Annotated in this window: 8 protein-coding genes; 2 read left to right on the forward strand and 6 right to left on the reverse strand. The window is 69.0% G+C overall.

Annotated features, from left to right (window positions below; translation table 11 throughout):
* Positions 1–21: 21 nt before the first annotated feature.
* The 6 genes from ACG02S_RS15695 to ACG02S_RS15720 form a co-directional block, all read right to left on the reverse strand.
* Entirely contained in the window at positions 22–2,820 is a 2,799-nt protein-coding gene (locus ACG02S_RS15695) for a M16 family metallopeptidase (protein WP_394471410.1), read from the reverse strand.
* Between the two features lie 143 nt (positions 2,821–2,963).
* Positions 2,964–4,532, reverse strand: coding sequence for a hybrid sensor histidine kinase/response regulator (locus ACG02S_RS15700; protein WP_394471411.1), 1,569 nt, complete (start codon positions 4,530–4,532; stop codon positions 2,964–2,966).
* A complete protein-coding gene (locus ACG02S_RS15705; RefSeq protein WP_394471412.1) occupies positions 4,507–6,015 on the reverse strand; it encodes an ATPase domain-containing protein in 1,509 nt (502 codons plus the stop codon). The genes ACG02S_RS15700 and ACG02S_RS15705 overlap by 26 nt, the downstream gene beginning before the upstream one ends.
* A gap of 120 nt (positions 6,016–6,135) precedes the next feature.
* Positions 6,136–7,680 (reverse strand): methyl-accepting chemotaxis protein, encoded by a 1,545-nt coding sequence (locus ACG02S_RS15710; RefSeq protein ID WP_394471413.1) that lies wholly within the window; start codon positions 7,678–7,680, stop codon positions 6,136–6,138.
* A 137-nt stretch (positions 7,681–7,817) separates the two neighbouring features.
* A complete protein-coding gene (locus ACG02S_RS15715; RefSeq protein ID WP_394471414.1) occupies positions 7,818–8,987 on the reverse strand; it encodes an MFS transporter in 1,170 nt (389 codons plus the stop codon).
* Positions 8,987–10,354: a DNA recombination protein RmuC gene (locus ACG02S_RS15720; RefSeq protein WP_394471415.1), complete on the reverse strand. Its 1,368-nt coding sequence runs from the start codon at positions 10,352–10,354 to the stop codon at positions 8,987–8,989. Before ACG02S_RS15720 ends, ACG02S_RS15715 begins: the two co-directional genes overlap by 1 nt.
* Positions 10,355–10,442: 88 nt before the next feature.
* On the opposite strand from ACG02S_RS15720, the gene ACG02S_RS15725 reads away from it, so the two are divergent.
* A complete protein-coding gene (locus ACG02S_RS15725; RefSeq protein ID WP_394471551.1) occupies positions 10,443–11,495 on the forward strand; it encodes an MBL fold metallo-hydrolase in 1,053 nt (350 codons plus the stop codon).
* 34 nt (positions 11,496–11,529) lie between these two features.
* A complete protein-coding gene (locus ACG02S_RS15730) occupies positions 11,530–11,868 on the forward strand; it encodes a thioredoxin family protein (RefSeq protein WP_394471416.1) in 339 nt (112 codons plus the stop codon).
* Positions 11,869–11,909 lie beyond the last annotated feature (41 nt).

Below are 11,909 nucleotides of genomic sequence, written 5' to 3' on the forward strand. Positions count from 1 at the left end.
ACGGGATGCTGACTCTAGACCTTACGGCGTCTTGAAGTCACCGGCGGTGGAGATGATGAAACCATCTGCACGGATGTACCGGCGCCAGGCGGCATTGGCCTGCTCCACGGTCACCGCCGCCAGCGCCTCGTCGCGCTTGTGCGAGGCCAGCCAGGTTTCGCCGTACTCGGCCAGGTTGCTCAGCACGGACACCAGCGTGCCCGGGTCGGCACGGCCCTGTCGACGGGCCTCGGAGATGTCCTTCTGCGCGCGCGACAGCTCGGCCGCGGTGATGCCGTCTCGGCCCATGCGGGCGATCTCCTCCTGGATGACGGCAATGATGCGATCGCGCTTGTCGGGTGCATAGCTGGCCTGGACGGCGAAGCTGCCGTCATTGCCCCAGTAGCCGGCGCTCAGCGACGCGCCGATGCCGTAGGTCAGCCCCTCCTTCTGGCGCACGCGCTCGGACAGCCGACTCTCCAGCCCGCCGCCGCCGAACACCTGCACCGCCAGCTGCAACGCGACAAAGTCCGGCTGCTCGCTGTTCAGCGCCAGGGGCTGGTGCAGGCGCACGATGGCGTTGGGCTTGTCGCGCGCTATCGCGTCGAAGCGCGCCGGCGGCACGGCCGCGTATTGGGGCACATGGCGAACGAAGCGCGGCGCGGCGGGCTTCTTCCAGTCGCCGAACAGCCGGTCCAGCTCGGCCGCCAGCCCGTCCGGCAACGCGCCCACCACGCTGACCTGTGCATCGTCGGCGCTCCAGTATTCGCCGTAGAAGCGGCGCACGTCGTCCAGCGTGGTCTTCCTGACCTCGGCCAGGCGCTCATCCACGCCCATCACGTAATCGGGATGGCCCAGCGTCACACCGCGGGCGCGGTTGTAGTGGGCGCGGGTAGCCTCCTGGCGCAGCACACCAGGCTCCTGGCGCGAGGCCTCGATGCCGGAGATCGTCGCCTTGATCTCGCGGTCGAACGCATCCTGCGGCAGCAGCGGTCGGCGCAGCACGTCGGCCAGCACGTGCAGCGCGGGCAGCAGGGTATCGCGCTCGGCGCTGAGGTAGAGGGTGGCGCCCTGGTCGTAGCTGGAGACGTTCAGCCCCGCGCGCAGCTTGATCAACGCGTCCTGCAGCTGCTGCTTGCTGTAGCCGGCGCTGCCCTCGTTCATCAGCGAGCCGATCATGCCGGTGCCCTTGCGCACGAAGGTCGCGTCACGCTCGCCCCAGCGCAACTGCATCTGCAGCACGACCGTGTTGCCGCGGGTCTGCTTGCGCAGCGTGTGCAGGTGGATGCCGCTGGGCAGCGTGGTGCGGACCATGCGTGTCTCCAGCACGGTCGGCACCGGCTCCAACTGCTCGCCCTCCTCCACCTTCGGCGGGCCCTGCAGCGTGGCCAGGCGCTGGTCCAGCGCCGGCGCGGCCGGGATCTCCACGCGCTCCACCTGCTCGGCCGGCAGGTAACGGCCCAGCGTGCGGTTGGCGGGCCTGAAGTACGCAGTCCGCACGCGCTCCACATCCGCCAGCGTGACCTTGGGAATGTCCTCCATCAGCTGGAACAGCAGCCGCCAGTCCCCCGCGGCGACGAGGCCGGAGATCTGCTGGATCAGCGCCTCGGGATTCTTCATCTGCTGCCGGTAGCTGTTCAGCGCGATGTCGCGCACGCGCGCCAGCTCGCTCTCTTCGAACGGCTGGACGCTGCGGCCCTCGGCCAGGTCCAGCAGCAGCGCCTGCACCTTGTCGACGTCGGCGCCCGGTGGCAATGCCGCGAACGCGGAGGTCGTGCCGGGGTCCACGCCGCCCAGGCCCGAGATGCCGGCCGCAACGGCCAGCTTGGGCTCCACCAACTGCTTGTACAGCTGGCCGCTGGGCTGCAGGCTCATCAGCAGACCGTACACGAGGATGGCCGGCGTGTCGGGGTGTGTGATGGCCGGCACGTGATAGGCCGCCAGCAGGATGGGCTGGCCACCCACGCGGCGCACCACCACGCTGCGCTCGCCGTCCTGCGCCGGCTCCACCGTGTAGGGCTGCGGCACCGGCTGGGCGGGGCGCGCCAGCGGGCCGAAGTGCCGGCTGATCAGCGCCAGCGTGGCAGCCCGGTCGAACTGGCCGGCGATCAGCAGCGTCGCGTTGTCGGGCCGGTAGAAGCGCTTGTAGAAGCCCTGCAGCTTCTCGATGGGCACGTTCTCGATGTCACTCTTCGGGCCGATGGTCGCGTTGCCATACGGATGCCACGCGAACGCCGCCGCGTTGACGCGCTGCATCAGCACGGCGAACGGCTGGTTCTCGCCGCGCTCGAACTCGTTGCGCACCACGGTCATCTCGGTGTCGAGGTCTGCCTTGGCGACGCGGCTGTTGACCATGCGGTCGGCCTCCAGGTCCAGCAGGAAACCAAGCGTGTCCGCGTTGGCGTTGAACGACGCGAAGTAATTGGTGCGGTCCACTGTCGTCGTGCCGTTGAAGCGCACGCCGCGCTGGGCCATCGCGCCGGGGATGTCCTGCTGGCGCTGCGTTCCCTTGAACAGCAGGTGCTCCAGCAGGTGGGCCATGCCGTACTCGCCCGGCGACTCGTGGCGGCTGCCGACGCGGTAGGTGATGTTGACGGTGGTGGTGGTCTGCGTCGCGTCGGGGAACAGCAGGATCTGCAGACCGTTCGGCAGCCGGTACTCCTCAATGCCGCCCAGCTCGCGCACGCGCTCGGGCGCCGACACCACGGCCGGCGCCGCCGTCGCGCGGGCCGGCGTGGGCTTCTGCTTCGCCACGGCCGGTTGCGCCGACGCACCCAGCGCCAGCGTCAACAGGGCGGTACCCGCGAACAGGGGCATCCACCCGTCCAACTTGCTTCTCATCGTGTCTCTCTCCAACGCCACAGCTGTGGCCTGCGCGGCATTCTGCGTGGTTTTCCGTAGCAGGCCGTTCGTCAATGCGGAACTCCAACTGGCGTGCCCCCACGCGGCGTTCGCGGCGGCAGCTAGCGACCGGCCGACGAGACCTACAGGGTCGCCAGCAGCGCCGACATCGCCGCTTCGCTGGCCGGCTTGGTCAGGTGCGCATCGAATCCCGCCTCGCGGGCGTGCTTCTTGTCGTCTTCTGACCCGCGGCCGGTCAGGGCCACCAGCAGCGTGCCGGCAAAGCGCGCGTCCTGGCGCAGCGCGGTGGCCACCTGGTAGCCGTCCATGCCGGGCATGCCCACGTCGCAGAACACCGCCTGGGGCTGGAAGCGCGCCGCCGCCTGCAGCGCCGCAGCGCCGCTGTGCTCGACCTGCACATCGTGCCCGCCGAGTGACAGCAGCATCCCGAGCGCCGTGGCGGCGTCCTCGTTGTCATCAACCACCAAGACACGCCGCGCCTGCCCGGCTTGGGGCGGCGGCGCGGCCTGCAGCTGCGGCGCGGCCGACTGCTGCACCAGCGGCAGCCGGATGGTGAACGTGCTGCCCTGCCCCACGCCAGGGCTGTTCGCGCTGACGAGGCCGCCATGCAGGGCCACAAGGCTGCGCACCAGCGCCAGTCCGATGCCCAGCCCGCCTTGCGAGCGATCCAGCGAGCGGTTCACCTGCGCAAACATGTCAAACACAAACCCGATCATGTCCGCCGGCAGGCCCACGCCACTGTCCTGCACGCTCAGCACGCCCTGGGCGCCGTCGCGCGCCAGCGTCACATCAATGCGGCCACCGTCGGGCGTGTACTTGGCCGCGTTGTTCACCAGGTTGCTCAGCGCCTGAGCCAGCCGCGCCAGGTCGCCGTCCACCCACAGCACTTCGTCCGGCCAGCTCACGTGCAGGTGATGCCCGGCGCGCGCGACCAGCGGCCCACTGGACTCCAGCGCCGTCTCCACGACGCGTTTCAGGTCCAGCTCTTCCCGCTGCAGGGTGAGCTTGCCGGTGGAGATGCGGGACACCTCCAGCAGGTCGTCGATGAGACGCAGCAACTGGGTCATCTGCCGGTCCATCATCGCCATGACGTGCTGGCGCTGCGCTTCGTCCTCGGGCCCGCGCATCAGCAGCTGCAACCCGCTGCGGATGGGCGCCAGCGGGTTGCGCAGCTCGTGCGCCAGCGTGGCGAGGAACTCGTCCTTGCGCCGGTCAGCCTGGCGCAGCGCCATGTCTGCGCGCTGCAGCGATTCGATCTGGTCGCGGACCTGGTACTGCACGCGCCGGGCGCGCAGTGCCGCCTTCACCGCACTGATCATGACGCCGGCAGACGTCGGTCGATCCAGCACCGTCAGGTTGTCCAGCGCCGCCTGGCGTAGCACCGGAGACTGCAGGCCCCGGCGGCACAGCGCCAGCACAGGCAGGTTGGACCACCGCGGCTGGTGCTGCAAAAGCTTGACCACGCTGCCAAATCCGGGAGCCATCAACGTCGTGTCGGCCAGCATCAGCGCGCCCGCGCCGTCGCGAAGCAGGCCTTCCACATGCGGCCAGTCGCGGCCACTGACGCTCTCCACACCGGCCTGGGCCAGCAACTGGGCCGTGACCTCGGCATCGCGCGCCGTCGGGGCGAGCACGACGACCCGCTCGCTCTTCGAGCGCGCGGCCTCAGCCTGCGGGCCCAGCACTGGCATCGGCTCCGGAGGCGGGCTGGGGCGGCGGCTCCAGTTCGACGGGCACCCCCGTCAGCACGCCGCGCAGGTGCGCCAGCGGCGGGCCGAGATGCACGCCCTGCCCGTCGAACCACAGCTGGCGGATGGTGTCCTCGTGCGTGCCACTGCGCTTCTTGATGACGGAGATGGCCTTTCGCACCGTGCCGGCATGCTCGTACATGCGGAACAGCACCACCGCGTCGGCCAAATAGCTCGCGTCGACGGGATTGCGGGTACCTGCACCCATCATGCCCGACTGCGTCGCCACCAGGAACGTCGCCACACCATGGTTGTTCAGGTAGGTCAGCAGCTCGTGCAGCTGGATGGTCAGCGCGCGCGCCTCGGGCATCGCGTTCATGTAGCCGTTCAGGCTGTCGATGACGATGACGGCGGCGCCATCCCGCTCGACCGACTCGCGCACCAGATTGACAAACTGGCTGGGCAGCACCTCGGCCGGGTCGAGCTGGCGCACCATCAAACGGCCGGGTCCGACACCTTCGTCGACGGGCATGCCGAGCTTTGCCAGCCGGTCCAGCAGCAGCGATCGCGACTCCTCGAACGCGAAGATCGCGGCATGCGCGCCGCGCCGCGCCGCCGCCACGGCGTACTGGGCCGCGATCGTGGACTTGCCCGACCCAGCCGGTCCGAGCAGCAGCGTCGACGTACCCCGCTCGATGCCGCCACCCAGCAGCGTGTCCAGCATCTTCACGCCGCTGGGCACAACTTCGCGCGGGAAGTCCGCGCCATGCTCGTTGGCGGTCAGCCGCGGAAACACCCGCAGCCCGCCCCGACGGATCGTCAGGTCCTGTTGGCCGCTGATGAAATTGCTGCCGCGCAGCTTGGTGACGCGCAACTGCCGCAGCGCTGGGCCGTAGTCAGGCACCGTCCGGTCCAGCTCGATGACACCGTGGGCGATGCTGTGGACCTGCGTATCGATGCCTTCGCCGGAGCGGTCGTCCAGGCACAGCACCGTGCAGTTGCGGCCGATGAAGAACTGCTTCAGCGCCAGGATCTGGCGGCGGTAGCGCAGTGAGCTCTGCGCCAGCAGGCGCAGCTCCGACAGCGAATCCAGCACCATGCGCTGCGGCTTGCAGCGCTCCACGGCGGCCAGCACGCGCCGGGTGGTCTCGCTCAACTCCACCTCGGCCGCGTGATACATCGTCAGCTCGGCGTCGCCCTGCAACTCGCTTTCGTCGACCACCAGCTCGACAATCTCGATGTCGTCCAGTGTCCAACCGTGCGACGCCGCATTGGCCCGCAGTTCGCCTGCCGTTTCACCCAGCGTCACATACAGCGCGCGCTCGCCCTGGCGCACGCCTTCCATCAGGTACTGCAGCGCCAACGTGGTCTTGCCAGCGCCAGGCTCGCCGTCGATGAGGTACAGCCGGCCGGCGATCAAGCCGCCGTGAAGGACCTCGTCCAGCCCGGGAACGCCGCTGGCGGAACGGGGGGTGTCCGCGGACATCGACATCTCCTGTAGACGAAAGTTGCAATGGCTCAAGCCAGTTTAGGCCTCAGAAATGCAAACGCCGGCACATGCCGGCGCTGATACAAATGTCACCCGCGGACGGGTCATTTCGCAGCCTCAGCGGAACACGCCCACCGCCTCCACCAAGCTGGCGGTCTGCTGCTTCAGGCTCATGGACGCCGCGCTGCTCTGCTCCACCAGCGCCGCGTTCTGCTGCGTCACCTGGTCCAGGTGGCTGACAGCCTGGCCGACCTGGCCGATGCCGCTGCTCTGCTCGCGGATGGAGCCGCTGATCTCGCCGATGAGGTGAGACACGCGCTGCACCTTGGCCACGATCTCGCCCATCGCCTGCCCGGCGTCGTCCACCAGTCGCGAGCCCGCATCCACCTGTTCCACGCTGGCGTTGATCAGCGTCTTGATCTCCTTGGCCGCCTCGGCGCTGCGCTGCGCCAGCAGGCGCACCTCGCCCGCCACCACGGCGAAGCCGCGTCCCTGCTCGCCCGCGCGTGCAGCCTCGACCGCTGCGTTCAGCGCCAGGATGTTGGTCTGGAAGGCAATGCCGTCGATGGTGCCAATGATGTCGGCGATCTTGCGCGAGCTGGCACTGATGTCGCCCATGCGAGAGACGACCTGCGACACTGCCTGCCCGCCGTGGGCCGCCGCCTCGCTGGCCTGGCCCGACAGCTCGTTGGCCTGCAGCGCGGTGTCCGCGTTGTTCTTCACGGTGGCCGTCATCTCCTCCATCGACGAGGCCGTCTGCTGCAGGCTGGATGCCGCCTGCTCCGTGCGCGAGCTGAGGTCTTCATTGCCCTTGGCGATCTCGTTGACCGCGGTCTGCACATTCATCACCTGCTCGCTGACGTCGCTGACCAGCCAGCGGAACATCAGACCCAGCTGGCTGATGCAGCGCATGCTCATGCCGATCTCGTCGACGCGGTCCATGCTGGTCACTTCCTGCTGCGCGCCGGTGGCCACGGCCAGCGCCGTCTCGCGCAGTTGCTCCAGCGGCCGGGCGAACGTCTGCTCGAAGACGATGCTGGTGACGACCATCGCGACGCCGACAAGCGCAGCCAGCTTGGCCAGCGCCGTGACGTCGTCGGACAGCGGGATGCCCACCAGCAGCATGGCCAGCCCCATCAGCGCCAGCGTCAGCCGGATGCGCGCGCGCACACCCATCGTCTGGCGCCAGCTCAGCAGCGACGCCAGCCCCGTGCGCACGATCAGGCCCTTGTGCAGCTTGACGCCGCTGGCGCGGCCATCGCGCAGGTCGGCGTACAACTGCTCGGCCGCGGCAGACTCCTCGCGCGTGGCCCGCGTGCGCACTGACATGAAGCCCTGCGTGCGTCCGCCGCGCACGATGGGCACGGCGTTGGCGCGCACCCAGTAGTGATCGCCATCCTTGCGACGGTTCTTCACGAAGCCGGTCCACGGCTCGCCGCCCTTCAGCGTGCCCCACATGTCTTCGAATGCCGCCTCCGGCATGTCAGGGTGCCGCACCAGGTTGTGCGGCTGCCCGATGACTTCGTCGCGGCTGAAACCACTGACCGCGATGAACGCGTCGTTGGCGTACTTCACGTAGCTCTGGGTGTCCGTGGTCGACATCAGCGTGGCGTCGGCTGGGAAGTCGAACTCACGCTGGGTCACAGGCTGATTGACGCGCATAGCACCTCCATTCGTCTGGTTGACGCGGCGCCCGATGCAGAACGCCCACGCACCATGATCGCGCAAGCCTTGCAAAAAGGGGAGACGTTAGGAAAGTGCTGTCGCTGGCGTTGGACAGGTTGGACAGGCCAGCTGTCTCAAAGCTTGCGCGCTGGCCACTGCGCCGCCACCAGCGCGGCCGCCATCACCCACATCGGCGCGGCCAGCGCTGTCGCGGCGGCCAGCATGCCGAAGCCCACCGGCATGCCCACCGTCGCGCCGTTCAGCGTCAGCATGCGCAAGCCCAGCGCCTGGCCGTGGCGGTCCGGCGGCGTCGCGTGGTGCAGCATGGACAGGATCATGGGCTGCACCGAGCCAAGCGCCACGCCCAGCAGCGCCGAGCCGATCACCAGCCCCATCGTGCCAGGCAGCCAGGCATAGGCGATGAAGGTCAGCGTCGCGACCCCCATCGCGCTGCGCAGGGCCTTGGCCTCGTCAATGTTGTCGGCAAAACGCACGATGGCCAGCCGCACGACGGTGGCCGCCAGCGCAAAGCTGCCCAGCACCAGCCCGATGCTGGAGGCCGACAGGCCGCGCGCATGGCCCACCACCGGCACGACGAAGCTGTGCGCGTCCCAGCCGGCCGACAGCGCCAGGTTCACCAGCAGCAGCCGGCGGTAGGCCGGCAGCCTGAAGAGATCCCAGGCGGCGCGCTCACGGAAGCTCTTCGTGTAGACCTTGGGCGGGTTGCGCGGCACCTTGCGCGCCAGCGCCCAGGCCAGCAGCGGCAGCAGGGTCGCGAAGGCGAACGCCGCGGTCATGCTGATGTAGTCGATGAGCAGGCCCGCGATGATGGGCGACAGCGCGTTGGACATGGCCGGCCCCAGCGCCATCCAGCTGAATATCTTCTTCAGCTCGCCGGGCTGTTCGGCCATCAGCCCCGCCTCTCGTTGCAGCGCTACCGCGGCCACGGCCACCGCGCCGCCGCACAACAGACAGCCGGTGGCGATGGCCCACAGCTGCGGAACGAGCAGCGGCAGCAGCGCGCCGACGAACGCCATCGCCACACCCACGCCCACCGGGCGGTGGAAGCCATGCCGGTCTGCCAGCCGACCGGCCCACAGCGACAACACAATGGGCGCGACGGCGAACAGGCTCAGCAGCATGCCGACCGCCGCTTCGCCGTAACCCTGGCCCAGCACCCACAGGCTGGCCGTCACGCGCGTGGTGGCCATGCAGGCATGGACGCAGATGATGGTGGCCACCAGCCACACAAAGGCGTCGCGCAGGCCTTTCCTCGGGGCGGGGGCATCCGCTGTGGGTGGCATCACTCCCCGTCCTCACCCAGGCTGATCTGAAGCAGCTGCTGGGACGCATCGTCGGGCAGGGCCTCCACGCCCTTGAGCTTGCGCGTCATCGCGCGTGTGCGCACCTCGGCGGCGTCAAGCGTGTTGCCGGCCTCCTCCAATTTCTTCTTGGCTTTGGCCAGCACATCGCCGAACTTGCCGAACTCGGTCTTCACGGCGCCCAGCACCTCCCAGACCTCGGCCGACCGCTTCTCCAGCGCCAGCGTGCGAAAGCCCATCTGCAGGCTGGTCAGCGTGGCCAGCAGCGTGGTGGGGCCGCACAGCATGACCTTGTATTCCCGTTGCAGGCTCTCGAGCAGGCCCGGCCGGCGCAGCGCCTCGGCGTACAGGCCCTCGGTCGGCACGAACAGGATGCCGAAGTCGGTCGTGTGCGGCGGCGCCACGTACTTCTCGCGGATGGTCTTGGCCTCCAGCCGCAGCCGGTTCTCGATGGCTTTGCCGGCCGCCTCGGCAGCGGGCGCATCGGCGCGCTCCTGCGCGTCCAGCAGTCGCTCATAGTCCTCGCGCGGGAACTTGGCGTCGATGGGCAGCCACAGCGGCTTGCCATCCTGGCGCTGGCCGGGCAGCGAGATGGCGAACTCCACGCGGTCGTTCGACCCCGGCAGCACCGCCACGTTGGCGGCATACTGCTCCGCCGTGAACACCTGGTCCAGCAGGCCGGCCAGCTGCACCTCACCGAACACGCCGCGCGTCTTGACGTTGGTCAGCACGCGGTTCAACGAGCCGACGTCGCGCGCCAGGTTCTGCATCTCGCCCAGGCCCTTGTGCACCTGCTCCAGCCGCTCGGCCACCTGCTTGAAGCTCTCGCCCAGGCGCTGCTCCAGCGTCGCGTGCAGCTTCTCGTCCACGGTGGCGCGCATCTGCTCCAGCTTCTTTTCGTTGTCCTGCTGGATGGCGGTGAGGCGCTGCTCAACGGTCAGCCGCAGTTCGGCCAGGCGCTGGTCGTTGGTCTTGGACAGCGCCTGCAGCTGCTCGCGCATCGCATCGTTCAGCTTCTGCATCGACTCGGCCTGCGCCTGCGCGTTGCGCACCGCGGCCGCATCCTGCGCCTCGCGGGCGGCCAGCGCCTGGGCGCTGAGCGACTGGTTGCTGCCCTGCAGCCCTTGCGCCAGCACCTGCTGGAATTGAGCCAGCCCCTGCACCAGCTCCTGGCGCGTACCGCTGGCACTGCGGCCCAGCTCATCGCGCAGCTCGCGCTCCAGCCGCTCGTTGCTCTGCAGCAGTGCCTGCGGCACCTCCAGCGGGCTTCGCTGCCGCACCCAGACCCACATCAGAACAATCAGGATCAGGGCCAGCAGCCCCAGCAGCAACACGTCGATCACGCTCATTACCTCATTGTCGCCGCCGGCGGGCGCCGCCGGTTTTCGGCGGGTCGTGCACACTGACTCGATGCGAGCCTTCCTGCGACTTTCCTTCATGGCTGCGCTGGGTGCCCTCAGCGGCTGCGCCACCAGCGGCGACGCGGACTCCCCCTATCGCGCCTCGCCGCAGTTCAAGAACGGCGGCTTCGTCAACCCGCCCAATGCCGATGCGCCCGCCAGCGCCAGCGGCTGGGCCATCTGGTCGCGCTTCCTGTTCTCCGGAAAGGTGGGGACGGTGCCCAAGGACCCCATCCCCGTGCGGCCGCTGACACCGGCGCAGCTCGACGCACTGGCCCCGCAGGCCAACCACATCGTGCGGCTGGGCCACTCTTCGCATCTGCTGAAGCTGCAGGGCCGGTACTGGCTCATCGACCCGGTGTTCGGCGAGCGCGTGTCGCCGTTCAGCTTTGCCGGCCCGAAGCGCTTCCACGCGCCGCCGCTGCAGCTGCAGCAGCTGCCGCCCATCGAAGGCCTGATCCTGTCCCACGACCACTACGACCACCTGGACGTGCCCACCATCGAGTACCTTGCACAGCGCGTGCAGCGCTACTTCGTACCACTGGGCGTGAAGGCTCGGCTGGTGGACATGGGCGTGCCAGCCGAGCGAGTGCAGGAATTCGACTGGTGGCAGGGCGCCACTCATGCCGGCGTGAAGCTCACCGCCACACCGGCCCAGCACTTCTCGGGCCGCACGCTGGCCGACCGCAACCGCACGCTGTGGGCCTCCTGGGCGCTGGAAAGCGGTGGCCAGCGCATCTTCTACAGCGGCGACACGGGCTACTTCGGCGGGTTCAAGCAGATCGGCGATCGCTTCGGCGGCTTCGACATCGCGCTGATGGAGAACGGCGCCTACGACCCCTACTGGCCTGCCGTGCACATGACGCCCGAGCAGAGCGTGCGGGCCTTCACCGACCTGCGCGGCCGGCTGCTGTACTCGGTGCACAACAGCACTTTCGACCTGGCCTTCCACACCTGGCACGACCCGCTGGACCGCATCGCCGACCTCGCCGCGGCGAAGGGCATCGCGTTGGCCACGCCGGAGATCGGCGAGGTACTGACCGTAGGCCAGCCGCGCACCAACCGGCGCTGGTGGGCCGGCTTGAAGTAGATGGTCCGCCGGGGCACGTGGCACCATGCCGCCCATGTCTCTTCACGTTGCCTGCCTCTGCGCCGCCTGGTGCCGCACCTGCGAGTCGTACCAGCAAGTCTTTGAAGCCGCCTGCGCCGAACTGCCGCAGGCCGGCCTGCACACCCGCTGGATCGATATCGAGGACGAGGCCGAGCTGATCGGCGAGCTGGACATCGAGACGTTCCCGACGCTGCTGATCGCCGACGGCGAGCACGTGCGCTTCGCCGGCCCGTTGACGCCGCAACCCGAGACGCTCAAACGTGTGCTGCGGGCCCATCTGGCAGATGCAACGCCTGCACGCGTGGGCCCCGAGTACCTCGAACTCGCGCACCGGCTCCGAAAGCAGCGCTGATCCCGGGCGCCCCGGGGAGCCCCCTAGAAATTCAGGCAAAA

The sequence above is a fragment of the Pelomonas dachongensis genome, assembly GCF_043555865.1.
GTDB classification, from domain to species: Bacteria; Pseudomonadota; Gammaproteobacteria; order Burkholderiales; family Burkholderiaceae_C; genus Pelomonas; species Pelomonas dachongensis.

What these genes read in the sequence shown, in the direction of transcription:
- ACG02S_RS15695 (WP_394471410.1), bottom strand. Translation starts at nt 2,820, where the DNA reads ATGAGAAGCAAGTTGGACGGGTGGATGCCCCTGTTCGCGGGTACCGCC.
- ACG02S_RS15700 (WP_394471411.1), bottom strand. Translation starts at nt 4,532, where the DNA reads ATGCCAGTGCTGGGCCCGCAGGCTGAGGCCGCGCGCTCGAAGAGCGAG.
- ACG02S_RS15705 (WP_394471412.1), bottom strand. Translation starts at nt 6,015, where the DNA reads ATGTCCGCGGACACCCCCCGTTCCGCCAGCGGCGTTCCCGGGCTGGAC.
- ACG02S_RS15710 (WP_394471413.1), bottom strand. Translation starts at nt 7,680, where the DNA reads ATGCGCGTCAATCAGCCTGTGACCCAGCGTGAGTTCGACTTCCCAGCC.
- ACG02S_RS15715 (WP_394471414.1), bottom strand. Translation starts at nt 8,987, where the DNA reads ATGCCACCCACAGCGGATGCCCCCGCCCCGAGGAAAGGCCTGCGCGAC.
- ACG02S_RS15720 (WP_394471415.1), bottom strand. Translation starts at nt 10,354, where the DNA reads ATGAGCGTGATCGACGTGTTGCTGCTGGGGCTGCTGGCCCTGATCCTG.
- ACG02S_RS15725 (WP_394471551.1), top strand. Translation starts at nt 10,443, where the DNA reads ATGGCTGCGCTGGGTGCCCTCAGCGGCTGCGCCACCAGCGGCGACGCG.
- ACG02S_RS15730 (WP_394471416.1), top strand. Translation starts at nt 11,530, where the DNA reads ATGTCTCTTCACGTTGCCTGCCTCTGCGCCGCCTGGTGCCGCACCTGC.